Here is a 24244-nt window from a genome sequence, read left to right on the forward strand (position 1 = left end):
GATGCTCTCCCTTTATGCTAGCGCTACCATTGCTGCGCGAGGCGAAGAAGGCAACCGGTCTTCATGGGGCGCAGCCGCCGGCGGCGACGATCGGATGTCGCTGCGATCGTTGTCAGCCGCTCCACAAACCGATCGACAGCAAACGCGCGGTTGCAGATAGGCGTGGCGGCGGGCAAGCTGCGCGGCGAATGGATGGTTCGACTGCCCCGAATCAGCCGAAACATCAGCATCGGAACTGCCATGAAACTCTTCATCCTCCCCATATTGGCGCTGATCGGCGCTGCGCCCGCGCCCGAGCCTGCACCCGAGGCGCCGTGGCAGCGTATTTTCGATGGGAAGACGCTGACGGGGTGGACGCCCAAGATCACCGGTCGCGCGGTGGGGGAGGACCCGCTGAAAATGTTCACCGTCCACGATGGTGCGATCCGCGTGTCTTATGCCAATTACACCAAATTCGAGGGTGAGTTCGGGCATCTGTTCTGGAAAACGCCGCTCAAGGCGTATCGCATCCGCTTCGATTATCGGCTGTTCGGCGAGCCGTTGCCGGGCATCCAGATTTGGCAGGCGAGCAATTCCGGGCTGATGTTCCACGCGCAGGCGCCCGAGACCATGGCACGCGATCAGGCGTTCCCGGTGAGCCTTGAGATGCAATTGCTCGCCGTGCCGCGTCCGAAGGAGGAGCCGACCGGCAATGTCTGCACGCCGGGCACCACCGTGGTATTCGAGGGCAAGCGCGATCCGCGCCACTGCATCCAGTCCTCCTCGCCGCTGCTGCCGCTGGGGCGCTGGACCAGGGCCGAGCTGGAAGTGCTGCCCAACGGCGAGATCACCCATTTCATCGACGGCAAGCCGGTGCTGCATTATTCGGCCGCCGAGCTCGACCCCAACGACAAGGATGCGCAACCGCTGATCGCCGCGGCGGGGGGCAGGATCGCCCTGCGCCAAGGCTATATCGCGCTGCAAAGCGAGGGCAATCAGGTCGAGTTCCGCAACATCGAGGTGCAGTCGCTCGATTGATCGCGCGATCATCGCCGACATGCCGGCTATATGAAATCGGACGCGGTGTGGATTGGCGCTGTGATCTTGTAGGCCGCGTGCAGCGGTTGCGATCGTTCAACGGCGCGGGTCATCCTGCCGCGCTTGAAACCACGGCGTCATTCGTTGGATGGCTTCCTCGACCAGGGGCGTCGATACGGCGAAGCTGAACCGGATGAAGCGATGCCCGTCGACCGGATCGAAATCCACGCCGGGCGCGGTGGCGACGCCGGTATCGCGCAACAGGCGTTCGCAAAAGGCAAGGCTGTCGTTGGTGAGATGGCCGATGTCGGCATAGATGTAGAAGGCACCGTCGGGCGGCGCCATGCGCGTCAGGCCCATCGCGGGCAACGCGTCGAGCATCAGCGTGCGGTTTCGCGCATAGGTCCGCACATGTCCCTCAAGCTCCTCCCGGCAGTCGAAGGCGACCAGCCCCGCATGCTGGGCAAGGACCGGCGGCGTCAGGAACAGATTGCCCATCCGCGCCCGCGCCGCGGCGATCAGATCCGGCGGCACGACCAGCCAGCCCAGCCGCCAGCCGGCCATGCTGAAATATTTGGAGAAGCTGTTGACGATCAAGGCGGTCGGCTCGTGCTGCACCATGGATTGGGCAGGCGCGCCGAAGCTGAGACCGTGATAGATTTCGTCCGAGATAATCCGAATATTCCGGATGCGGCAAACCTCGACGATGGCCGCGAGCTCATCGGGAGTGATGATCGTGCCGGTGGGATTGGCGGGGCTGGCGATAATCACGCCGTCGGGCGCCGGATCGAGCGCTGCCAGCGCCGCCGCGGTGATCTGAAAGCGTTCGGCGACACCACATGCCAGCTCGACGGGTTCGAGATAGAGCGCCTTCAGCGTGTTGCGATAGGCGACATAGCCGGGGCGGGCGATCGCGACGCGCGCGCCGGGCGCGAACAGGCACGAAAGCGCGAGCACAAAAGCCGGCGATGCGCCGCACGTGAGGATGATCTGCTCGGGCCGGACATCAACGCCATGGGTCTCGGCATAATGGCGCGCGATGCGTTCCAGCAGCCGGACATTCTCCCAATAGCCCATCGGATCGGTATCGAGGATGTGATGGGCAGCGGCGATCGCGCCGGCTGGGGCGCCGGTCGACGGTTGGCCGAATTCCATGTGAACGATATCGCGCCCTTGCGCCGCGAGGTCATGGGCAAGGCGACTGATCGCAATCGCCTGGAATGGCTGGACGTCGGCTATCATCTTGCGGCGCTTAGGAAGACGAACGCGCCCGTGCAAGCTGTCGCGCCGCGATCGCCGATCGGTTCGGGCGGTCGGCTCTCCTGTTCTGGAAGGGGGAACGGATACAATGAACGTGGCGAATGAGCAGGTTTTTCTGAAGGCTGCGATTGACCTGGCGCGGGAAAACGTCGCGCGCGGCGGCAGGCCGTTCGGCGCCGTGATCGTAAAGGACGGTGCGATCGTGGCCTCCGGCGTCAATGCGGTTGTCGCGACCAACGATCCCACCGCCCATGCCGAAATCAACGCGCTTCGCGCGGCGAGCCAAAAACTGGCCTCGTCCGACCTGTCCGGATGCCGGGTCTATGCCAGCGGCCATCCCTGCCCGATGTGCATGGCGGCGATGCGGATGGCGGGGATCGAGGCGGTGGCCTATGCCTATTCGAACGAGGATGCGGCGCCGTTCGGCCTTTCCACCGCTGCAATCCATGCGGAACTGGCGCTGCCGCGCGCTGAACAATCGATGCTGATCCGTCATCTGCCGTCAACCGGGGCGGCCGTGCCCGAAATCTATGCGGACTGGCAGCGCAGGCAACATTCCCACCGATGATCCGGTCCCGTGACGGTTCATACGCCTGGCGATGACCGTGCCGCGACCATCGGCGGTTGGACGGCCGCGCGTACCGCCGTTGATAACAACGATATCGAGACCGAATGGGTAACGAGGATCGATGTTGACAGCGGTAAGCGAAACGGTCTCGTCGGACGTTCCTTCGATGGGCTGCGTTGCCCTGTCGTTTGGGTGCAAGCGGCTTGGATGTTTCGAAAAGAGCCGTTCGTTATCCGATTGCCTTGAGGTAGGCGATCACGGCGGCGCGCTTGGTATCGTCGGCGATGCCGACGAAGGTCATCTTGGTGCCCGGCACAACCTGCCGCGGCGATTTGAGATAGCGATCGAGCGTTGCTTCGTCCCACGTCAGCCCCGATCCCTGCATCGCGCTGCTGAAATTATACCCGGCGACCTCGGCGGCCTTGGTTCCGAAAACCCCCGCCAGCGATGGGCCGACGCCGTTCTGGCCAGGCCGTGCCGAATGGCAGCTTGCGCATTGCGCGAAGGCTGGTGGAGGGGCGGGGGTGTCCGTCGCCGCCACCGGGGTCGGCGTGGGTGCCGTGACCTCGGCGGCGGGCACATTGGCATCTGCCGCAGTATTGCTGGTGGCCGGTTCGGGCGTCGTCGCGCCGCCGCAGGCCGAAAGCGCGGCAGCGAGGATGCCGCTCGCGGTGAGTTTCATGAAGTTGCGCATCGTATCATCCTTGCAGGAAAGAGAATCTTGAATCCGGATATCCACCTATCCGGGCGGTGATGCCCTGGCGGCGGTCATGATTGTGGCGTGCCGACCGCGCCGGTGCGGGGGGCGAGACGATGCAGCAGCACGTTGAAACGGCGCCATTGTACGCTGTCGCGTCCTCGCAAGGCAGCGCAGGCACGGCCTGCCAGCCGACAGGCCAGATCGGTATCGCCGGCGTCCCCCAATGCCCGCAGGCTGACCAGGAGCACGTCGCACAATGCCGGCGCGATCGGCCCGGCGTCTCGTTCGGTTCTGTCATTCTGGCCAGTCGTCACCATGCTCCTCGAGTCCCGGTGCGGGCGCGCTTGCCCCGGTGGGGCTCCGTGGCGCGGGCGGCCTGCGCCACGGAGCCCAGTTCAGGCCGCTTTGGCGTGTTTGCCGATCGCGACCCGCCACACGTCGGGACCGGATTCGACATAGGTCCAGGAGAATTGCCCCGGATATTCGGCCTCGAGTTGATAATAGAGCGGCTTGGGATCGTGATCGTTGACCAGAACGAACGATGCGTTCGGCTCCAGCGCGTTGACGAGTTCGAAAATTTTCGCGTGCCGCTGTGCCGGTACGAGACTGCGGACATCGACGACATTGGCGTCAGTGGAGGCGTCCACCATAGCCCTTCTCCTTGGTTCGAGAGATGTTTCAGGCCGCGCAGCTCATTCCGGCGTCGCGCCGTTCGGAAATGGGGGGGCGACCGCCGGAAATGTTGCTGATAAAAGATATATTGTCAATTCATCTTTATGTGTGGTGCCATTGAAAATGGCGTCGCAAACATGGCCCGATCGGTGCCGCTGCCGTTACCCGCCACGGCCAATCCCGAGATGCGCTTTGGCTTGGGGGGACATCTTGTCGGGCATCCATGGCGGATCGTAGGTCAATTCGACATCGACAGAGTCGACGCCGAGCGCGGATTCCGCCGCGTGATTGGCGCCGCCACGCAGATAATCGGTCGCCGGGCAACCGCGGGTCGTGGTCGTCATGACGATATGGACGGCGCCCTTGTCGACATCGACGCCGTACACCAGCCCCAGATCGACGATATTATATCCCAGTTCGGGGTCGATGACGCGTCGCAACGCCGCCATCACGTTCTCGGTCAGATCGTCATCGCTGATGGTACTCATGGCTGCACATCCTTCGCACCGTCGATATGTACCAATATCTTGTAGGTCGTGCCGTCGGGCTCAAAGGCGCCGCGCCAGCTGTGGCCGCGCTTGGCCAGTTCGGGCAGCAGGAACATCGGCTCGCGGCACAGCAATGCGCACAACACCTCGCCGGACTGCATCTCTTCGGTGGCGGCGAGGATGCGAACCATGGGTTCGGGCGGATCGAGATCGCGATTGTCCATCTCGCGTGCCGGTTGGGGCCAAGCGTGCGCGTCGTGCGCCGGTGCGACAGCGGTGGGGGGCGTGGCTTCGGTCGCGGTGCCGGCCGGTGAGAACAGCACTTCCCAGTCGCCATCGCCGATCTGGCGCGCCTCGTGCGTGAAGCCTTTCGACCCGAGCACATGGAACAGGGGGACCGGCTCGAAGGTGGCAAGCAGCCGCAACCCCTGGCCCGGCGCCAGCGCGTTCATCGCGGCCATGATTTCGCCGAACGGCTCGCCGCCTTCACGCAGGATCGGGCGCACGTCCACATCCATGAATGTCGCTGTCATTTTGGGCTCCTTTTCAAGCGTCTTTGACCGTGGAAACGAGCAGTCGGGGCTGGCGCGTGCCCGTGGGCAGGCGGGTTTCGCGCGGCACGTCGGCAAGGCGGCGGATGCGCACCAGTTCGGCGACGATCGCGCCGGTGGCGACCAGCATCGCCGCGACGCCCGATCGGGCAACTGCCGGCGCCGCGGCGAACAGCGCCAGCACGGTGGCATCGACCGCAGCGAAATAGACCCAGAACCATCGTATTGCCCGCGGCTCGATCACCAGATCCTGCACGCGCGGTGTGATGACCTTGCCGAGCACCGGGCCGTAACATTCGAGCCAGGTCAGGAAAGCGACGATTTTGTACAGCTTGGCGAGCCCCAACCCGGTGAGCCAGCCGAACGCGATGAGAAAGAGCAGCGCGCCGATGTGGTGGCCGAGCATGTCCGTCGCGACCAGCACGATCGCCAGCAGCACGGCCGCGGCGAGATGGACGAGCGCGACGCCCGCCATGCGGCTGTTGAGTTCGATCACGCGCCGTTTGCGCTGCCGGTACAGTCGGATGATGTCATCGCCGTAACAGCCGAATGCCCCCAGCGCGAGCAGCGCGGCGGCAAGCAGCGCCCAACCCGGCGCGATGCCGCTCCAGATCGCAACTGTACCGCCGGCGAGCGCTACGGCCAGCGCCGCCACGCCGAGCAGGAACGCCCAGCGGGTGCTGGCGCCGTTCAGTTCGGGTGCGAGCATGAACATCGCGAGCAGGCGATAGCTCACCCCCATCGCCGTGAAGGTCAGCCACCCGCCGAGACCGGCGATCACGTGCAGCGGCAGGCCCTGCGCGGTCAGCGCCGCGAACGCGGGCGACGCACTGGCACCGCCGAAGATCAGCGTGAAGATCAGGCCGAGCAGTGCCGCGACGACGAGGCTGGCGAGGCCGATGGTGACGAAACGGGCCGGCCATGTCAGCGGCCGCGCGGCCCATAAAGTGCGGCCCAGATTGTACAATGCCAGCGCGAATCCCAGCACCAACAAGGCGCCGCCCCACGGCAGCAGACTCCACGGCGGCCCTGTCGGCACGGCCAGTTGGCGGAAGCCGCCCAAAAGCAGGCTGAGCCCCACAACCAGACAGAGCAGCGTCGGCAAGGGCAGGGCAGTGCTGTGGAGCCGCCGCGCGACGAGCACCGGCACGAACTGGAAAAGCGCGCCGCACAGCAGCAGGCTGAGCCAGCCAATCGCGACGAGGTGAACGACCATCAGCGTTTCGGGCGCCACGATCGCCGCCATGGGATAGCCGACGCCAAGCATCATCAACCCCAGCGCGCCCAGCAGACACAGCAACGCGATCGCAATGTACAACATCGTCCATCGGGACAAGGCAACGCCGGGCATGGCGGCAGGCTTTCTCTCGAGCCGCGCGGCCCGAGTCTTGATCGGTAAAGATATATGTTGAGTATATATTATCGGATGGCTATGCAAGCCAATGAACGCTGCGGCCCCGATCGCTATCGCGGCGACAGTGGCCGTGAAGGCAGCGTCCATTCGTTGGGGGCTCATCAGGGTTGGCGCCAGTCGCCGCCGCGCTTATTCGGTATCTATCATGCGCCTGACCACCTTCTCCGATTATGCCCTGCGGTTGCTGATGTTCGCGGCCAGCAACGACGGCCGGCTGATCACCATCGAGGAAACGGCGCGGCGCTTTGCGGTGTCGCGCGGGCACCTCATGAAAGTGGCCAACGAACTCACCCGCGCCGGCTTCCTCAAGGCCGTGCGCGGTCGCTCGGGCGGGCTCATGCTCGGCAAGCCGCCCGAGACGATGAAGCTGAGCGAGGTGCTTGCCGCGGTGGAGCCCGACTTCACGCTCGCGGAATGTTTCGGGGCGGGAAATCAATGTATCCTTACCCCACATTGCCGGTTGCGTCGCGCGCTCGACGAAGCGCTGGGGGCGTTCATTGGTGCGCTGGAACAATATACGATCGCCGACCTTGTCCTCGATTCGGACATGTTCGGGCTTCCGCTGATGGAGCGGATCGGGGACGAAGCGCGTTCGGCGGAGACCGGGCAGCCCGAATCGGATCAAGCCGATCACATCAAAAGGTTCGGTCCATTTTCTGGCGGCCATGACCACAAACCAGAGCGTGGATCATGCCAAGAAAGGTGATCGCCCATGCCGCCAGGGCGATATAGAGCAAGACGTGTGATACGGGATCGAGAAAGCCGAAAGCCATGGCGCGCTCGATCTGCCAGGTGCAGGCGGCATACATGCCCAGCGGGAACACAACGCTCCAGTAAATCGGGTCGTAACGGAGCGGAAAGCGCTTATACCCATAACGCCATAGGCCAAGCACCAGCAGCATCGGAATCCACCACGTCCCGACCGACCAGTACAGAATGGTGAATCCCTTCAAGAAAGGGAGGAGCGACGCCAGATAGGGCGCCTGCGGCGCGTTCAGGATGAGTTGGCAGCCGGCCAGCGTAGAGATCGCCATCGCCCCCATGTTGATCCAGTAAGAGGGTGCCAGGTCTCCGGGCGAGAGTGGAAAGAAGGTGTAGCGGTAGAAAATCAGCGACATCATCCAGATGTAGAGCATGCCGCCCCACAGCCACATCGACAGGGCAAGCAGGTTGAGTGCGGGATGATGGGGCGGCTCGAGGCTCGCGAGCAGCGCGCTGGAAACCGCCATGGCCTGCGTGGCCACGACCGCCAGCAGCCAACCGCCGTTGATGCCGGTATCGAGCGTCGGTTTTTCGCGCCGGACCGTCAGCGCGGGGAAAATCGTATACGTCAGGCACACCCACAACAGACCGGCCAGCAGCCATAGCCCTGTGCCAATGGCGACATTCGCGCCGATCGCCATGAACTGACTGGCGAGAATGCCAGTGCCCGCCACGGCGGTGAAATAGCCCGGCCCCGACGCATGAGCGATCATATCGCCGAAGAACCGTCGCGGGTGGCGCACGGCGCGTATGCCATACAGCACGCAAAGAACGGCATATTGCGCGATGTTGAGATAAAACAGGCTCACGGCAAGCCCGCGCCGATCCATCAGGAAAGCGGCCAGCGAGACAATGCCGGTGGCCATCACCAGCGAGAAATAGGCTGGAGACATATCGGCAAGATCCAGCCGCCGCCTTCCGGACCGTGCGCGGTCCACCCCTGTCATAACCATCGCCCCCGAACCCAAGACTGTCGAAAATTCTGCGTCTGCCTCATCCCTCTTCCACCAGAGTATATCGGTAAACATCGGGCCAAGTCGGTTCCACGACAAGCACGTCGCTTGAAAGATTGCTCCTTTCCCCGCCAGCTATCATAGGCTGGAGTGCATGGTCGCGCTTTCCGGCAGCCGCTCGGCTGCTGAGCCGGTCGAGCGCGGATAACAAGGAAGCAGGCTGCGCCCCGATCTGCGAAAGAAAGGAGCGACCTGGAACGAGTTCTCACACGGCATGCCGCCATAAAATTCATGGAGGGCAGACCGGTGCGATTGGGAGGGGCGCAAAGCATGAAGCACGAAGCGACGACCGATCTGCCCTATCTGCGCAAAGTCGTTGGCGCCTCGATGGCCGGCACGGTTGTCGAATGGTATGAATTCTTCCTCTATGGAACGGCCGCTACGCTCGTGTTCGGCGAGTTGTTCTTCCCCGATACCGGCAACGATCTGGATGGCATCATCGCTGCCTTCGCGACCTATGCCGTCGGCTTTCTCGCGCGGCCGCTGGGCGGCGCGGTCTTCGGTCACATCGGTGATCGGATCGGCCGCAAGGCGCTGCTGCAATTCAGCCTCGTGCTGATCGGGGTATCGACCTTCCTGATGGGATGCCTGCCGAGCTTCGACGCCATCGGCTATTGGGCACCGCTGATGCTGGTGTTGCTCCGCTTCGTCCAGGGGTTCGCACTCGGCGGCGAATGGGGTGGCGCAGTGCTGCTGGTCACCGAACATTGCCCCGACGACAGTCGCGGGTTCTGGGGCAGTTTCCCCCAGGCCGGGGTGCCGCTGGGCAATTTGCTGGCGACGGTCGTGCTGTTGATCCTCGCCGCCACGCAGTCGCCCGACGCCTTTGTCGCCTGGGGGTGGCGGATCGGCTTCTGGTTGTCGGCGGTGATTGTCGTCATCGGCTATTACATCCGCACCCAGGTCAGCGATGCGCCGATTTTCGAAGCCGCAAAAGCCAAGGCGGAGCAGGCGGCGAGCGCCGGTTACGGCTTGATCGAGGTGCTCAAACGCTACCCGCGCGGGGTGTTCACGGCGATGGGGCTGCGCTTCGGCGAGAACATCGTCTATTATATGATCGTTACCTTCTCGATCACCTATCTGCATCATCGCGCGGTTGATACCACGCGGATTCTGGCGCTGCTGTTCGCGGCGCACATCCTGCATGTGATCGTTATTCCGCTGGTCGGCATGCTGGCCGACCGGCTGGGCCGCAAGCCGGTCTATATCGTCGGCGCGGCACTGACGATGGCGTGGCCGTTCTTCGCCTTTCCGATGTTCGATACCAATGGCACGGCCATGATCCTCGGTGCCATCATGCTGGGCCTTGCCATCCACGCCTTCATGTACGCGCCGCAGCCGGCGATCATGACTGAGATGTTTCCGACACGCATGCGCTATTCGGGCGTGTCGCTGGGCTATCAGGCAACGGCGATCATCGCCGGCTCATGGGCGCCGCTGATCGGCGCCGCGTTGCTGCGCGCATATGATTCCTGGGTGCCGATCGCGTTCTACATCCTGTTCGCCGGTGCTGTCAGCCTGGTTGCGGCGCTTTTCATGCGCGAAAGCAAGGGCACGTCGTTACTGGCAATCGATGAAGCGGACGGGCGCCAATTGGCCGAAGCATCGACGACATAAGGCGCTTGCCTCCCCTCGCGCACGACCGCCGCGCTGTTGGCGATGCTTGCCTTGTCCGGTCGGCTATGCCGCAGGCACCCGTGCCGTGCGGCCGATATTTTCGATATGGCCCTGCCGCATGAGTTCTGAAAAGCCCCAGGTTGGCAGATCGTGGTCGGTTCTCTCCATTTTTGAAAATCGCAGACAACACCCTCGGATGTGCGCCAGTTCATTTCCATCGTGACAGGGGACGGTTGACACCCACGACGAGGATGATTGTGGACAGACCGAGGATTGCCGCAGTCGCGACAGGGAAGGAGGCTGCCCCGGCGCGATCCAGCAGAAAACCTCCCGAGACCCCGCCGAGCGCCACCGCGCCATTCCAGGCCGTGGTGCACATCGACTGGGCAACATCCATCGAGTCCGGAGCCAGTCTCGCGATCGCCGTCTGCGTTACCGCGCCGAAGCCGCCGAACGACACGCCCCAGGCAATGGCCGACGCATAGATCGGGAGGGTTGTCGTCCAGCCAAGCAGCCATACCGCGAGTGCGGCAAGGAAAAACCCGATCTGGAGCGGGCCCAACAGCATGAGATGTCGATCGACCAGGGCCCCGACCAATGCGAGTCCGCCGATCGATCCGATGCCGAACAGGAGAAGGATGAGGTCGAGGCTCTCCACCTGTCCGATCGAACGCAGGAACGGCTCGACGTAAATGTAGATGATGTTGTGGCCGACGATATAGGTGAGGATCACCGCGGTCGTCGCCGCAACCCCTGGCCGCAGCAGCACCGTCAGCAGTTTTTCCCGGTTGTCGCCACGATCGCCCGGGAAGTCCGGGATGATGCGCTGGATCCAGATCATCAGCACAAAGGCCATTCCGGACACGATTCCAAACGCCCCCTGCCAGCCGAACACACGTCCGAACGCTGCTCCCAGCGGCACGCCGAGGACCAGCGCAGCCGTCGCTCCTGCCCCCGAGATCGCGATCGCGCGGCCACCCATGCCCGCCGGCGCCATTCGCACCGCGTAACTCGCCAGCATCGACCAGACCGTTCCGCCAAGGAGCCCCGCCACAAACCGTGCGACGAGGATGACGTAGATGTTCCCCGACAGCGCTGTCACCAGATTGACCGCCGCGAATGCGCCGATGAGGAAAAGCAGCAGGGGCTTGCGGCGCAGACCCCGGGTCATGGCCGTGACCGGGATCGCGGCGATGACGGCGCCAACCGCGAACGCGGTGATGAACTGGCCGGCTACGCTCTCCGACACCTGCATCCCGGTCGAGATCGAGGACAGCAGCCCGGCGGGCATAATCTCCGTCAGCAGGGTGATGAATGCAGCCATGGCCAGCGCGAGCAGTCCCAACAGTGGGAGGCGCTCGGCGCTTTCGTGGCTCGGCGGAGCAGGCGCGGTATCCCGCTTGATCTGATTCCGACCACCTCGCGCCACGCTACTCACTTACGTTACCATTTTGCAGTCCCGACGGGCGTTAGGCAGGTAGGGGTGATATGGCTAGTCCCGCGTATCCACGGTGCGCTGGCGACATCGTGCTTATCGGTCGAACTTGGCCAGATCCTGAAAGATCAATTGGCCCCATCCGTCGCCCTGCCCGTGCACGAGCAGGCCGCCCCCCGACAATCCCCCGAGCTTGACCGGCGCGAAGCCGAGATGTTCCGCGAGTGCACCGAATCTCCGCTGCGGCATCGTCGCTGGATGTCCGTCGCCAGAACATTTGGCACAGTTCGCACCAAAGATTTGAGGAAGCCGGCGGCAGCGAACTTGGTGGCCTTACGGTAGATACGGGCGAAGACCAACTTCGAGGTGCGGTCGATGACGACGAACAGGCGCAGCTTGCCCTCGGCCGTCTGCACCTCGGCGATGTCGATGTGGAAGTAGCCGATCGGGTAGGTCTTGAACTTGCGCTTGGGCTCCTTGTCACCCGTCACCTCGGGCAATCGGCTTCCCGTGTCGTTGCAGGCAGCGATGCAGAGACGAGCGGGTCAGGTGCGGGATCGTCGCCTGTAGGGCGTAGAGACAGTCGTCCAGCGGCAGCAGCGTGTGCTTGCGGAAGGCGACGATGATCGTATCCTCCTCGATGCTCAGCACCGTCGAATGAGCATCCTTCGGCCCGGTCGGCAGATCCGTGACCGCCGTGCACTTCTTCCACTTGGCGGCGGTCTTCTGGTTGATCCCGTAGCGCTTCGCCAGAACCCTCAGGCTCTCTTGACTATGCTGTATCGCTCGACGGACCGCCTCTGTCGTTCGGGCGCTCCCGTGTAGAATCTATCCCACAGCGCATCCTTCCATTCCTGACTGGATAATGCACCATCAAAAACCAGGACCAAACAGCTAGGTCAGTTGATTGGCAGAAGGTGTGAGAGATTCTTTTATTTCAAGGCGTAAGAGATCCTTACGGACCTTGCCGCTCGCGGTTTTGGTGAGATGTGTCCGGCATTCGATCCGCTCGGGAATCTTCTGTTTCGCGAGCCCGGCGCGTAGGACAAACGCCATGAGCGCTTGTGCATCGACATCGACCTCCGGCGCGGCGACGATGAAAGCACAGACGGTCTCGCCCAGCCGGGGGTGGGGCATCGCCACGACGGCTGCCTCGGCGACGCCCGGGTATTGGTGCAGTACGTCCTCGATTTCCTTGGCGCTGATATTCTCGCCGCCGCGGATGATCAGATCCTTCTTGCGCCCGGTAACGACCACCGCATCGTCTGCGGTGAGCAAGCCAAGATCACCGGTGCGGTAAAAGCCGTCCTCGGTCAGCGCAGCGCGGGTCTGGTCCGTGTCCAGATAGCCGAGCATCATCGCGGGCCCCCGGGCGGCAATCTCCCCTTCCTCGCCGCGCCCGAGCGGGTGGCCATGCTCATCGAGAATCTGCACGTCGTAATCGGCCACGCGGCCGTCGGTGGTCGCGGCGAGTTCCTGTTCGCCCGCGCCCAGAAATCCCATCGAAATCAGCGGCGCTTCGGTGCAGCCGAAGATCCGGAACGCCGCCGGGTGCGCAAAGGTGGTGTTGGCGTCGCGGATGACGTCGGGCGGAACCGCCGCGCCGCCGCAGGCGAAGAAGCGCAGCGAAGGCAGGCGCGTCCCGGCCGCGCGGGCGGCGTTGGTCAGTTCGACCAGAAACGGCGTCGCGGAGACGGTCCCGACCACGTTGTGCGCGTCGATCAGCGCGACCGCTTGTTCGGCATCCCAGCGCTCCATCAGAAGGGTGCGGCTGCCGGTCAGGAACGGCAGTTCGAGAAAACCGTATCCGGTGAGGTGCGTGACCGGCGACGGCATCAGCATCGTGTCCCCCGTGCCGATACCCCAATGGCGCATGCACATGTCGAGCACGGCGTTGAGCGTGTTCTGGCTGTGCAGCACGCCTTTCGGGCGCCCGGTCGTCCCCGATGTGTAGAGCAGCAATTTTGCCGCGTCGGGCGGCGCTCCCCGGCCGTGGGGGACACGGCCGCGCGCGCCGGCGATCAGGTCTGAATAATCGAGATCGTGATGCTGCCCGCGCACGAAGATCACGTGCCGCAACGCAGGGAGAGCAGAGGCGATCCGTTCCGCCATCGCGGCGAAATCGACCTCGCGGAAGCGCGGTGTGAGGAAGAGCGCGCTGCAACCGCAATCGGCGAGCATCTGGAGCATCTCGGCATCGCGATAGATCGGAACGATCGGAACCGCGACGAACCCGCCCATCGCCAGCGCGAGCGCGATGACGATCGTTTCGTCCCAATTGGGCAGCTGGAACGCCACGCGGTCGCCCGGCCGCAGACCCAGTTCGGCGAGCGCCACCGCCAGCGCTTCGGCCTCGCTCACCGCGCGGGCGGCCGTCATCGCCAATGTGCACCCGGCGAGAACCTCATTATCGGGCGCCGCATCGGCATAAGCGCGCGCCAGATCGGCCAGCGTTTTTTCGCGCCAGGCGCCAGCCTGTTTGTAGCGCGCGAGGTGCGCGGGGAGGGCGCGCCGGGTGTCGAACGGCGTCATCGCGACGTGCTCGCGACGAATGCGTCGACGCGATCGCGAAACGACGCGCTGTTCATGCACCCGATCAGATGCTCCATCTCCGCCTCGAGTTGATTGGAGATATCGCCCCCGGCACGCTTGTAGATCAGTGCCTTGGTGGCGGCGATCGCCGCCGCATCGGTTTGCGCCAGCCGACGGGCCAGCGCCAGCGTCTCTTTTTCCAGATCGGCTGCCGGCACGATCCGTGTCACCAGGCCAAGCGCCAGCGCGTCGGCGTGCGACAGTTCCTCGTCGGCGAGAAAGACGCGCATCGCCCAGCGCGCGCCGACGGCATCGACGACGCCGATCGTCCCGCCGCCGTCCGGGGAGACGCCGAGCGGCGCATAGGCCGGACGCAGTCGCGCATTGTCGGCGGCGATACAGAGGTCACCCATGAAGGCGATCGAAAAACCCGCGCCCGCGACGGCGCCATGAACGCTCGTGAGAACCAGCTTGGGCATCGCGCGCAGGCATCGCAGGAAATCGTGAAGCTGGCCGAGCAGCGGCCGGATCGCCCGATCGATCGCGTCGAGATTTTCGGCGAAGGTGGTGATGTCGCCGCCCGCGCAAAAGCCGTCGCCCGCGCCGCGCAGCACGACGACCGCGAGCGACTCGTCATGGGCAAGCAGCGCGCCGATGCGCGCAAGCTCATCCGCCATCGCCTGGTCGATCGCGTTGAGCGAATCGGGCCGGTTCAGCGTCACGATTGCCACCGCGCCGTCGCGTTCCAGCAGCACTGGCCGGGTCGTTATCGAATCTTGGATCATCAGATGAGCAGCCCCCCGCCGCACACGATGACCTGACCACTGATGTAATCGGCCTCGGGCGTGCACAACAGATAGACGGCGCCGGCTGCCTCTTCGGTCGTCCCGGCGCGGCCAAGGGGGATCATCCGCGCCCAGGCATCGAGCATGGCGGGTTGAATCCCCACCTTTACCTCGTTGTCGCCGATCGCGATCGTCGCCTGCTGCGCCGCGATCGGTTGGGTCAAGCGCGTCTCGATCAAGCCGAATGCGACGGCGTTGACGTTGACCGCATATCGCCCCCATTCCTTGGCGAGCGTGCGGGTGAGCCCGGTGATCGCCGCCTTGGCGGAAGAGTAGCCCGCCTGGCCGGCATTGCCGAACAGGCCCGCGATCGATGAGATGTTGACGATCTTGCGCTGCACGCGGCGCCCGGCCGCGGCCTCGGCTCGGGCGGCTTCCCGGATCGGGCCGGCCGCCGCGCGCAGGATGCGAAACGGCGCGACCAGATGGACGTCGAGCATTGCCTGGAACTGGGCATCGCTCGTGTTCTGTATCGTCGAATCCCATGTGTAGCCGGCATTGTTGACGATGATGTCGATGCCGCCGAGCGTTTGTGCGGCGGCGACGAAGCGCGCCGCGAAGGCCGCATCGGCGACGCTCCCGTTGACGGCGATCGCGTCGCCGCCGAGGGCGCGGATTTCGTCGGCGACCGCATGGCCGACATCATCGTCCAGATCGTTGACCACGAGCCGGGCGCCTTCGGTGGCGAGCTTCAGGGCGACCGCACGCCCGATGCCGCGTCCCGACCCGGTGACGAGCGCTACCTTGCCTTCCAGTTTTGCCATTACAGCGCCACCATCGCGTGACCCGCGAGCTTCACCTCGCCGGATTGGTCGGTCAGTTCGAGCCGGATGCGCGTGCGCTCCTCACCATTCTGGATAATCCGCTCCTCGATTGTCCCCGTGCCGGTGAGAATGTCGCCCAGCTTCGTTATTGCATGGAAACGCGTGGTGAAACTGCGGATGCGGTCGGCGGGCGCGATGTCGGTCAACAGCCGGCCGAGATAGGCCATGCCCAGCATCCCCGGTGCGAACACGTCGGGAAAGCCGGACGACCGCGCCACGTCGCTATCGATATGCACCGGATTGTGGTCACCCGAAGCGCCGGCATAGAGCGCCAGCGTCGTCCGGGTGATCGGCGGAAATTGTTTATGGAGCGCCGTCACCATGTTCTCCCCTTGCGCCCTGTCCATCAGTGTGCGCCTTGTTGGGGACGACAATCGTACGGCCGATTTCCGCCACCTGCACGCCATCCTGGTTGGAGACATCGATCTTTTGAACCAGAAAGGTTAATTGTCCGCTCTTTTTGTGGTACACGTCCTCCAGCCGCCCCCGGAATAGGAGCACATCCCCGGCATAGGCCGGCGTGTGATAGACGAAAGCCTGTTCCGCATGCAGGATGTCGGTGATCTTCAGGCCCAGATCCTCGACGAACGCGAATGGGTTTGCCGCATCGAGCATTTCGAGGCAGAAAAGATAGGTCGGGGGGATGGGCACACGATCGGGTATATCGGGCGCCGCTGTGGACGTACCGAGCGCACCGATCGCTGTGTTGAAAAAGCGTAACCGGCCCGGTTCGACGATGGCGGTGGTGGGGGCGAAGGCGTGGCCCTTGCGATCGTCGATCGTCATGCGCGCGCGCGTTCGTAGAGCGTGACCACGCAGGCCCCGCCGAGACCCAGATTGTGCTGGAGCGCGAGCCGGGCATCCGGAACCTGGCGAGCCCCGGCCTGACCGCGCAACTGCCAGGTCAACTCGGCGCATTGGGCAAGCCCCGTCGCGCCGAGCGGGTGCCCCTTGGAGAGTAGTCCGCCCGATGGGTTGGTCACCACCGCACCGCCGTAACTGTTGTCGCCGTCGGCGATGAAGCGCTCGGCGGTGCCCTCGTCGGTGAAGTGCATTGCTTCGTAGGTGAGCATTTCGTTCACCGTGAAGCAGTCATGCAATTCGGCCAGATCGATATCGCCCGGGCCGACACTTGCGGCGGCATAGACCCGGTCCGCCGCGGTGCGTGTCAGATCGTAGCCCACGGCCTTGATCGGGCTGTTTCGATCGAAAGAGGAGGCGAAATCGGTGGTCATGGCCTGAGCGCGGATCGTGACGGGCGAGGCGATCCCATGTCTGCGCGCGAACCGCTCCGAAACAAGCACCGCCGCCGCCCCGCCGCAGGTGGGTGGGCAGCATTGCAACCGCGTGATCGGCCCGAACATGGCGGGCGCGTGCAACACCTCCTCGACCGTTACCGGCGATCGGAAAATCGCGCGCTGATTGTGCCGGGCATGCTGTCGGGCTTTCACCGCAACGCGCGCGAACGTGTCGTCCGATGCGCCGTACTGCTGTTGATATTCGATCGCCGCGCCACCGAACAGCTTGATCGCCAGTGGCAGATCCGCCGCGCCCGGCAGCGTATCGACGATCTGCGTGAAGCGTGCGAGCGGCGTCGGACGATCGGTATAGCTCTCCGCGATGGCGCCCGGCGCCATTTGTTCGAAGCCCAGTGCAAGGACGCAATCCGCCGCGCCCGAGGCAATCGCCTGGCGGGCGAGATACAGCGCGCTGGAACCCGTTGCGCAATTGTTGTTGACGTTCAGGATCGGGATACCCGTCAGCCCGACCTCGTAGAGCGCGGCCTGGCCGCTCGTGGAATCGCCGTAGACATATCCGACGTAAGCCTGCTCGATGGCGCGGTAATCGATGCCCGCATCGGCCAGCGCATCGCGGGTCGCGTCGGCACCCAGCCGGGTATACGGCGCGGACGTTCCCGGCTTCACAAAGGGTGTCATCCCCACGCCGGCTACCCATGTGCTCTCGCCCATCGCCCCCTCGATTCGACTGTTAAGTCATTTTACTTACTGATGGGTCTAATTTTGGGCAAGGGAGCTTTGATGGCAGGGCGTCGAGGGGGTTGGTTTGTCGTCGGCGGGCGGTTCGCCGAGAGCGCGCTGAGGTCGATCAGCGCGTCGTCGGTAAGCTGCGACGCGCGCAGCAAGCCACTGAGCATGTGCGCCGACGAGACGCTCATATCACTCAGGATTGCCCGCATCGCCGCGTCGGAATCGCGGGCGACGAGTGCGGCGATGAGATGGTCGTGATTCTCGAAGCCGCTGCGTAATATCTGGAGGTCGCGCCCGTATTCCTCAGCCAGATGGAGATTGAGCGAAGGGCCGATCAACAGCCAGATCCGGGTGATGCTCTCGACCAGGTAGCGTGCGCCCGACGCGCGATAGACGGCGAAGTGGAAGGCGTAATTCTCCTTCATTGCCTCGCGGTGGCGCCCGTCGCGCGTGTGCTGGAGAAGCGCGGCGTTGGTGCGCTTGATGTCGTCGAGTTCGACGGGGGTGATCCGCTGCGCCGCGCGCCTCGCGGCGTGGCCCTCGAGCAATCGGCGCAGCTCGAGCAATTCGATATAGGCTTCGGCCGAAAGTCGCGGCACTTCGATATAGCGTTTGGGCAAGACCCGCAGCGCGCCGAGTTCGGTGAGCGTCGCGACCGCTTCGCGGACGGGGGTCACGCTGACCCCCAGCGTCTCGGCGAGCGAACGGAACGCCAATTGCTGTCCGGGCGCGAACTCGCCTTGCATCAGCGCCTCACACAGCCGCGCATACGCACGCGCGCGCAGACGTGCATCGCCTTGCTTAGCGCGGTCGGAATCGGGAGCGATGCTGATCACCGACCTGCTATGTCAGATTGCCCCAGCGCGTACAAGTACGGGCCCCGTGGGCGCGGTGATAGCGGAAATCCCGCGATCTCGTGTCGATGAGGCACGATATTTTTTGATCGGCTCGACCGGTGTCGATATCTGGTATACCAGATCGCTTGCGAGATACCATCGACTGCTGGGGCGCAAATTGTGCCGACGATGGCGATGGTGAGGGAAAAAGGTGGGGGAGCGTGGCGCGAAAGGGATATGCGTGGGGGCTGCGTTCGATTTGCGGGCAGGCTGCCGATGCCCGGTGCTGATCGGCCCGGTGCCTTGATTGGGCCGATAGAGCGCCCGCGCGGCGCAGGATGCGCGCATCCCGCCGCATCACGAGGCCGTGTGGGCTCGGCCAGGATGGGTGGCCATGTTTCGCCGCGCTAGGCCGGGACCCGACATGGACGCGGCGGAATTGTCGCCATGGCGGATGGCGGCTTATGCCCTGCCGGCGATTCCGGTCGCGTTTCTCTATCTGCCGCTGCCGATCCTGGTGCCGCCCTTTTATGCGCAGCACCTCGGGCTGAGCCTGACCTCGATGGCGCTGTTTCTGTTCGCGGCGCGGATTTTCGATTTCGTGATCGATCCCCTGCTCGGACGGTGGTCCGACAGGACGCGGACGCGCTGGGGCCGCCGTCGCCCTTGGATGATGGCGGGCGCCCCCCTGATGATGGGTGGCGCGGCCATGGTGTTCCTGCCGCCGTCGAGTGTCACCGGCTGGTACCTGATGGTCGCGATGGTGACGATCTACCTCGGGGCGTCGATGCTGGGCGTGGCGTATTCGGCCTGGGGCGCCGAAGTCGTGCGGAGCTATCACGGTCGCGCACGCCTCGCGGGGTTCCGCGAGACCGCGACGCTGATCGGTACGTTGATCGCCGCGGGGGTGCCGTCGATCACCGCGATCTGGGGGCACGGCATCGATCGTTTCACGATGTCGATCATCGGCTGGGGCGTCTTGCTGTTGACCCCGCCGGCGGTCTGGATCGCCATTCGCTCGGTTCCCGATTCGCCTATGCCGATCTCGACCGCGGCGCCGCAACCGCTTCGCACGATGCTGGCGCAGGTATATGCCAACCTGCCGTTCCGTTTGCTGTGTATCGCCTTCACCGTGCTAACGATCGGCGTGTCGATTACCAACACGCTGCTGGTGTTCTTCATCTCGCATTATCTTGGCCAGCCCGCGCTGGTGGGCCCGGTGCTCGGTCTGTCGTTCCTCTGCGTCTTGCTGTTTGTACCGGTCTGGGTGCGCATCAGCGGCCGTATCGGGAAACATCGCGCGGCGGGGATCTCGCTCATGATCGCGGTGCTCGGTTCGGCGGTGTTCGCCTTCATGCTGCGCCCCGGCGACGGCTATTGGTTCCTGGCGCTGATGGCGGTGCTCGGAGCGGCGAGCGCGGCGTTCCTGACGTTGCCGGTCGGGATCATGGGCGACGTCATCGATTATGATACGATGAAGAACGGCGAGCAGCGCGGGGGGCTTTTTTTCGGGGTTTGGGCGTTCGCGCAGCAGATATCGCCCGCGATCGGCCTTGCCGCCACGCTGCCGCTGATCGAGTGGCTGGGTTTCACGCCCGGCGGCCCCAATTCGCCCGAGGCGCTTCAGGCGCTCCGTTACGTATATTGTTTCGGGCCGCTGCCTTTTTATCTGATCGGCGCCCTGCTGTTGCTGCGGTTTCCGATCGATGCACGCCGCCATCGGATCATCCGCGCCCGCCTCGACACGCGCCGCGCGCGTGCCGAACGCCAGGCGCCGGGCGACCAGTCCCCCCCTTTGTCCCAGCAACGGCTTGAGGAACTTCCAGCATGAATTTCGACGACTATCGCCAATATGATGCGGTGGGCCTCGCCGCGCTGGTGCGGACGCGGCAGGTGTCTCCCGACGAGTTGCTCGATGCCGCGTTGGCCCGCGCCGCCGCGGTCAATCCGACGCTCAACGCCTTGATCGAGGATCTGGAGGCAGACGCGCGCGCGGCGATCGCCGATGGCTTGCCCGACGGCGCGCTGCGCGGGGTGCCGTTTCCGATCAAGGACATCACCGTCAAGATGAAGGGGATCGCGACCGGCGCCGGATCGCGCCTCTTCCGGGGGCGAGCGTACGATTACGACAGCGAGTTGATCGCATCGTATCGCCGCGCCGGGCTCACGCTATTCGCCAAGACCAATACGCCCGAATTCGGACTCGCGACCGTCACCGAACCCGTGGCGAGGGGGATCACCCGCAATCCCTGGTCGCTCGGCCACACCTGCGGCGGCTCGTCGGGCGGTGCGGCGGCGGCAGTGGCGGCGGGGATCGTTCCTGCAGCGCACGCAAGCGACGGCGGCGGCTCGATCCGCACCCCGGCATCGTGTTGCGCCTTGTTCGGGCTCAAGCCGTCGCGCGGCCGGATATCGATCGCCCCCGATGCGGACGGGTGGGGCGGGCTCGCGGTTCAGCACGCGCTCACGCGCTCGGTCCGCGACAGCGCGCTGCTGCTCGACCTGTGCAGCGGCCCGCGCCCCGGCGACCTTTATGCGGCGGCCGAGCCCGAACGCCCGTTCTTCTCCGAGGTCGGTCGCGATCCCGGCACGCTGCGGATCGGCTATACGACACGCGCGCTGATCCACGGCACGCTTGATCCCGAATGCGTCGCCGGGGTGATGCATGCCGCCAGATTGTGCGAGACGCTTGGCCACGAGGTCGAGGAAGCGGTTCTCGATGTCGATTTCGTCGGCCTGGCGGTCGCTGCGAACACCACCGTCTGCACGTCGGTCGCCGCGACGCTCGAGGCCGAAGCGGCGGCGCGCGGGCGGCCGATCGATGAGGATGAAGTCGAGCGACTGACCTGGAGCATCTACGAGGAATATAAGGGTAAGTCGGCGAGCGAATATGTGCTTGCGCAACAGACGATCAACACGATCGTCCGGCGCTTTGCGGCAGCGATGGCGCGATACGATGTCCTGCTTCTGGCGAACAACGGCAGCCCGCCCGTCGCCGTGGGGAGCATCGACACGAATGCCGGCGATCTCAGCGATTATGGCGAACGGCTGTATCGCTTCATCCCCAATACCCAGCCGTTCAACGTGGCGGGAATGCCGGCGATGAGCGTGCCGCTGCACTGGAGCGCGGGCGGCCTGCCGGTGGGCGTGCAATTCGCCGCGCCGGCGGGGCACGAAGCCGTGCTGCTTCGGCTGGCCGCTCAACTCGAAGCCGCCCAACCCTGGTTTGATCGTACCCCGACGGAGCCCTTTGCATCATGAACACCGACGAGCTGACAATCCTCGATCTCCCCGGCGGCGATCCGCGCCGCCGCGGGCACGTCCACGGCGAGACGTTGCGGAGCCAAATCGTCGCGTTGCTCGACCGCTGGGGGGACGGGCTGGAATCGACCTATGGCGTCAGCCGGGAGCGCTATGTGGAGCGTTTCCACGCCACCACACATTATGTCGCGACAACCGAGCTGCTCGCGCCCGATCTGATCGCCGAGGTCCGCGGAATCGCGGAGGGCGCCGGCGTGCCGGTCGATGATCTGTTGGCGTTCCAGCATGTCAACGAGGAATTCGAGCTGGGCCCGGCATTTGCCGCCGAGGCGTGCAGCACGATCATCCTGCCGCCGTCCACGTCCCGCCCCGCGCTGATCGCGCAGAATCTCGATCTCGCCCAATATCTCGACGGCTACCAGATCTTGCTGCGCTGCCCGACTGCCGACGGCACCGGGGAGATCATGGCTCTGTCCGTGCCGGGCATGCTGTCGCTGAACGGCATGAACAGCCACGGTTTCGCGGTGTGCGACAACACGGTCAATCAGCTTCGGCCCAACCCCGAGGGGCTGCCGATCTATGCGCTCTATCGCCTGCTGCTCGAATCGAAGACTCTGGCGGAGGCGTGTGCGCTCGTCGAGCGTACGCCGCCGGCGACCGGAATCAACTGGGTGATGGGCGATCCAGACGGCGTGGTGATGATCGAACGGTCGGGACACGCCATGGTGACCAGCCCGGGCGGATCGACCCCGGTCTATCACACCAATCATCCGGTGACCTGCACCGATCTCGCGGCGCGGGCGCGGGCGGCAGATGCGCGGCCGCAACCGTCGCGCAGTTCGTATCTCCGCCTCGCTTCGCTCCATCAGCGGCTCCACAACGCCGACGCGGCGATGTTGGGGGTGGACGATCTCAAGGCGGTTCTCAGCGCCCGCGACGATCCCGATTATCCGGTATCGCGCGGCGGCAGCAACGGCGACGATCGGGCGATCGGCTTTACGCTCGCCTGCAGCGTCTTCGAACTCGCGCGCGATCGCCCGCGCTGGCACCTCGCCAGTGGCCCCGGCCATTGTACCGCGATGCGGGTGTTCGAACTCAGCCCGTCGGCTGCGGACCGATCGCCCGGAGAACGAAGTCGATGAGTTTCGCGGTGACGGCGTCGAGGGTCATCGAGCCCTCGGCGTGGAACCAGCGCGGGATCCAGTTCATCGCGCCGAAGATGAACATGGCGCTGATTTTGGGATCGGGGCACAGCAGCGTGCGGTCGTCATTACCATGCTCCAGGATGTCGCGGAGCATGGCGTCGATCTGGCGGTGCCCTTCGACTACCGATGCCCGGTTTTGCGGCTCGAGCGTATTGACGCCCGTCATCACCAGGCAGGTTCCGAAATCGTCGACGACCATCCGAACATAGCGTTTCAGGAACTCTTCGAGGCGGCTTCGGCCGTCGGCATCGGTGCGGCCTGGCATCGGATCGTCGCTATTGGTGATCGCTTCGATTGCCAATCGATGACATTCGAAGAGGATGTCGTCCTTGCTCCGGAAGTAATAATAAAGTGCCGGCTTGGAAACATTGAGCTCGTCCGCGATGTCGGCCAGGGTGGTTTCGTGGAATCCATTCTGGCTGTAGGTTCGGGCCGCGGTACGCAATACCACCTGTCGCTTGAGCTCGAACCGCTCATCCCGGTTCGGTACTTGCTCTCCCCACGCACGTTTTTTCACCTTCGTCATCCGATACTCCGATTGGCGGACGTTGGGTGCGCCGATTTTGACCCCCTAGCACTTGACAATCGATCAACCAATGGGATTATCATTCGACTAGTCGGTAAAAATATCGACCAAGTATATGGATGGTGGGGGTGGAGAGGCATGCGAGAGCGGAGCAAGCGAGGCGTGGCGCGCCGTCCGAACGGCGCCGGTGCCGCCCATGACGCCCTGATCGAGGCGCTTTACCGCGATCATATCCATCGGCTGCGCAGCTATATCGCGCGCGTGCTGGGCTCGGTTGCCGATGCCGACGAGATCGCCAACGATGCCTTCGTGCGGCTCTACCGCAGCGACCTCACCCGGTATCACGATCCGTGCGCGGTGTTGTTCCGGACGGGTTGGCGGCTGGCCCTGAACCGCATCCGATCCCGCTCGACCAACCCGCTCGACCGGGCCGACGTGCCGCTTGCCGACGGTGACCGCTTTGCCTGCGATGCCGGGACGGCGGAGGATTATCTGCTCGATCGCGAGCGTGAGGACGCCTATAACGAGGCCATCAAGGCGTTGCCGCCGCGTTGTCGCGAAGTGATCGAACTGCGCGCCGTGGAGGGGTTGTCGTACAAGGAAATGGCGCGTCGGCTCGACCTTTCGGTGAGCACGCTCGAAAAGCACGTCGTCAAAGGGAAGAAGGCGTGCATCGAGGCGCTGACGGCCTGGCATGCCGACGTGCGGCCGCTGGCCGCATAGGCGCCGC

At 64.5% G+C, this 24244-nt stretch carries 26 protein-coding genes and 1 pseudogene; 8 read left to right on the forward strand and 19 right to left on the reverse strand.

Annotation, left to right across the window (positions count from 1 at the left end):
* Positions 1–23 precede the first annotated feature (23 nt).
* Positions 24–254: a hypothetical protein gene (locus NFE57_RS02175; RefSeq protein ID WP_252133932.1), complete on the reverse strand. Its 231-nt coding sequence runs from the start codon at positions 252–254 to the stop codon at positions 24–26.
* On the opposite strand from NFE57_RS02175, the gene NFE57_RS02180 reads away from it, so the two are divergent.
* On the forward strand, positions 241–1017 hold the full coding sequence (locus NFE57_RS02180) for a 3-keto-disaccharide hydrolase (protein WP_252133933.1): 777 nt from the start codon (positions 241–243) through the stop codon (positions 1015–1017). The two genes, NFE57_RS02175 and NFE57_RS02180, sit on opposite strands and share 14 nt — an antisense overlap.
* A gap of 96 nt (positions 1018–1113) precedes the next feature.
* Here NFE57_RS02180 and NFE57_RS02185 read toward each other — a convergent pair whose 3' ends face one another.
* Entirely contained in the window at positions 1114–2259 is a 1146-nt protein-coding gene (locus NFE57_RS02185; RefSeq protein ID WP_252133934.1) for an aminotransferase class I/II-fold pyridoxal phosphate-dependent enzyme, read from the reverse strand.
* Positions 2260–2365: 106 nt separating this feature from the next.
* Between NFE57_RS02185 and NFE57_RS02190 the strand changes: the two genes are divergently transcribed.
* The gene (locus NFE57_RS02190) at positions 2366–2845 is read left to right on the forward strand and encodes a nucleoside deaminase (protein WP_252133935.1); all 480 of its coding nucleotides are present in this window, start codon (positions 2366–2368) and stop codon (positions 2843–2845) included.
* A 229-nt stretch (positions 2846–3074) separates the two neighbouring features.
* On the opposite strand, the gene NFE57_RS02195 is transcribed toward NFE57_RS02190, so the two are convergent.
* From NFE57_RS02195 to NFE57_RS02220, 6 genes are all read right to left on the reverse strand, one after another.
* Positions 3075–3539 carry a c-type cytochrome gene (locus NFE57_RS02195; protein WP_252133936.1) on the reverse strand — a complete coding sequence of 155 codons (465 nt, stop codon included), beginning with the start codon at positions 3537–3539 and terminating at the stop codon, positions 3075–3077.
* A 74-nt stretch (positions 3540–3613) separates the two neighbouring features.
* Positions 3614–3862: a hypothetical protein gene (locus NFE57_RS02200; protein WP_252133937.1), complete on the reverse strand. Its 249-nt coding sequence runs from the start codon at positions 3860–3862 to the stop codon at positions 3614–3616.
* A gap of 78 nt (positions 3863–3940) precedes the next feature.
* Positions 3941–4195 (reverse strand): DUF2249 domain-containing protein, encoded by a 255-nt coding sequence (locus tag NFE57_RS02205; RefSeq protein ID WP_252133938.1) that lies wholly within the window; start codon positions 4193–4195, stop codon positions 3941–3943.
* A gap of 183 nt (positions 4196–4378) precedes the next feature.
* Positions 4379–4705: a metal-sulfur cluster assembly factor gene (locus NFE57_RS02210; RefSeq protein ID WP_252133939.1), complete on the reverse strand. Its 327-nt coding sequence runs from the start codon at positions 4703–4705 to the stop codon at positions 4379–4381.
* Positions 4702–5238 carry a DUF2249 domain-containing protein gene (locus NFE57_RS02215; protein WP_252133940.1) on the reverse strand — a complete coding sequence of 179 codons (537 nt, stop codon included), beginning with the start codon at positions 5236–5238 and terminating at the stop codon, positions 4702–4704. The genes NFE57_RS02210 and NFE57_RS02215 overlap by 4 nt, the downstream gene beginning before the upstream one ends.
* A gap of 13 nt (positions 5239–5251) precedes the next feature.
* A complete protein-coding gene (locus tag NFE57_RS02220) occupies positions 5252–6577 on the reverse strand; it encodes a hypothetical protein (protein ID WP_252133941.1) in 1326 nt (441 codons plus the stop codon).
* A gap of 238 nt (positions 6578–6815) precedes the next feature.
* Here NFE57_RS02220 and NFE57_RS02225 point away from each other — a divergent pair, with 238 nt between their 5' ends.
* Entirely contained in the window at positions 6816–7376 is a 561-nt protein-coding gene (locus NFE57_RS02225; protein WP_252133942.1) for an RrF2 family transcriptional regulator, read from the forward strand.
* Here the strand turns inward: NFE57_RS02225 and NFE57_RS02230 are convergent.
* A complete protein-coding gene (locus NFE57_RS02230) occupies positions 7306–8325 on the reverse strand; it encodes a tellurite resistance/C4-dicarboxylate transporter family protein (protein WP_252133943.1) in 1020 nt (339 codons plus the stop codon). The two genes, NFE57_RS02225 and NFE57_RS02230, sit on opposite strands and share 71 nt — an antisense overlap.
* Positions 8326–8715: 390 nt before the next feature.
* Between NFE57_RS02230 and NFE57_RS02235 the strand changes: the two genes are divergently transcribed.
* Positions 8716–10062 (forward strand): MFS transporter, encoded by a 1347-nt coding sequence (locus NFE57_RS02235; protein WP_252133944.1) that lies wholly within the window; start codon positions 8716–8718, stop codon positions 10060–10062.
* A gap of 208 nt (positions 10063–10270) precedes the next feature.
* Here the strand turns inward: NFE57_RS02235 and NFE57_RS02240 are convergent, their stop codons facing one another.
* From NFE57_RS02240 to NFE57_RS02280, 9 genes and pseudogenes are all read right to left on the reverse strand, one after another.
* Positions 10271–11386 carry an MFS transporter gene (locus tag NFE57_RS02240; protein WP_252133945.1) on the reverse strand — a complete coding sequence of 372 codons (1116 nt, stop codon included), beginning with the start codon at positions 11384–11386 and terminating at the stop codon, positions 10271–10273.
* Between the two features lie 374 nt (positions 11387–11760).
* Positions 11761–12325: pseudogene (locus NFE57_RS02245) on the reverse strand (transposase family protein); the annotation flags it as partial.
* A gap of 66 nt (positions 12326–12391) precedes the next feature.
* Positions 12392–14029 carry an AMP-binding protein gene (locus tag NFE57_RS02250; RefSeq protein ID WP_252133946.1) on the reverse strand — a complete coding sequence of 546 codons (1638 nt, stop codon included), beginning with the start codon at positions 14027–14029 and terminating at the stop codon, positions 12392–12394.
* A complete protein-coding gene (locus NFE57_RS02255) occupies positions 14026–14784 on the reverse strand; it encodes an enoyl-CoA hydratase/isomerase family protein (RefSeq protein ID WP_252133947.1) in 759 nt (252 codons plus the stop codon). The genes NFE57_RS02250 and NFE57_RS02255 overlap by 4 nt, the downstream gene beginning before the upstream one ends.
* A gap of 29 nt (positions 14785–14813) precedes the next feature.
* Complete coding sequence (locus tag NFE57_RS02260; RefSeq protein WP_252133948.1) at positions 14814–15638, reverse strand: SDR family NAD(P)-dependent oxidoreductase; 825 nt, start codon at positions 15636–15638, stop codon at positions 14814–14816.
* Positions 15638–16018: a MaoC/PaaZ C-terminal domain-containing protein gene (locus tag NFE57_RS02265; RefSeq protein ID WP_252133949.1), complete on the reverse strand. Its 381-nt coding sequence runs from the start codon at positions 16016–16018 to the stop codon at positions 15638–15640. Before NFE57_RS02265 ends, NFE57_RS02260 begins: the two co-directional genes overlap by 1 nt.
* Positions 16002–16484, reverse strand: coding sequence for an FAS1-like dehydratase domain-containing protein (locus tag NFE57_RS02270; protein ID WP_252133950.1), 483 nt, complete (start codon positions 16482–16484; stop codon positions 16002–16004). The genes NFE57_RS02265 and NFE57_RS02270 overlap by 17 nt, the downstream gene beginning before the upstream one ends.
* Positions 16481–17668 carry a lipid-transfer protein gene (locus tag NFE57_RS02275; RefSeq protein ID WP_252133951.1) on the reverse strand — a complete coding sequence of 396 codons (1188 nt, stop codon included), beginning with the start codon at positions 17666–17668 and terminating at the stop codon, positions 16481–16483. The genes NFE57_RS02270 and NFE57_RS02275 overlap by 4 nt, the downstream gene beginning before the upstream one ends.
* Before the next feature lie 29 nt (positions 17669–17697).
* Positions 17698–18522 (reverse strand): GntR family transcriptional regulator, encoded by an 825-nt coding sequence (locus tag NFE57_RS02280; protein ID WP_252133952.1) that lies wholly within the window; start codon positions 18520–18522, stop codon positions 17698–17700.
* 394 nt (positions 18523–18916) lie between these two features.
* Here NFE57_RS02280 and NFE57_RS02285 point away from each other — a divergent pair, with 394 nt between their 5' ends.
* From NFE57_RS02285 to NFE57_RS02295, 3 genes are read left to right on the forward strand one after another with little or no spacing between them, the layout of a single operon-like run.
* Positions 18917–20353, forward strand: coding sequence for an MFS transporter (locus NFE57_RS02285; protein WP_252133953.1), 1437 nt, complete (start codon positions 18917–18919; stop codon positions 20351–20353).
* The gene (locus NFE57_RS02290; protein WP_252133954.1) at positions 20350–21783 is read left to right on the forward strand and encodes an amidase; all 1434 of its coding nucleotides are present in this window, start codon (positions 20350–20352) and stop codon (positions 21781–21783) included. The genes NFE57_RS02285 and NFE57_RS02290 overlap by 4 nt, the downstream gene beginning before the upstream one ends.
* Positions 21780–22925 carry a C45 family autoproteolytic acyltransferase/hydrolase gene (locus NFE57_RS02295; protein ID WP_252133955.1) on the forward strand — a complete coding sequence of 382 codons (1146 nt, stop codon included), beginning with the start codon at positions 21780–21782 and terminating at the stop codon, positions 22923–22925. Before NFE57_RS02290 ends, NFE57_RS02295 begins: the two co-directional genes overlap by 4 nt.
* Here NFE57_RS02295 and NFE57_RS02300 read toward each other — a convergent pair.
* Entirely contained in the window at positions 22879–23514 is a 636-nt protein-coding gene (locus NFE57_RS02300) for a TetR/AcrR family transcriptional regulator (RefSeq protein ID WP_252133956.1), read from the reverse strand. The genes NFE57_RS02295 and NFE57_RS02300 overlap by 47 nt on opposite strands.
* A 162-nt stretch (positions 23515–23676) precedes the next feature.
* Between NFE57_RS02300 and NFE57_RS02305 the strand changes: the two genes are divergently transcribed.
* Positions 23677–24237 carry an RNA polymerase sigma factor gene (locus tag NFE57_RS02305; RefSeq protein WP_252133957.1) on the forward strand — a complete coding sequence of 187 codons (561 nt, stop codon included), beginning with the start codon at positions 23677–23679 and terminating at the stop codon, positions 24235–24237.
* The last annotated feature ends 7 nt before the right edge of the window (positions 24238–24244 follow it).

Source organism: Hephaestia sp. MAHUQ-44 (genome assembly GCF_023806085.1).
Classification (GTDB): domain Bacteria; phylum Pseudomonadota; class Alphaproteobacteria; order Sphingomonadales; family Sphingomonadaceae; genus Sphingomonas.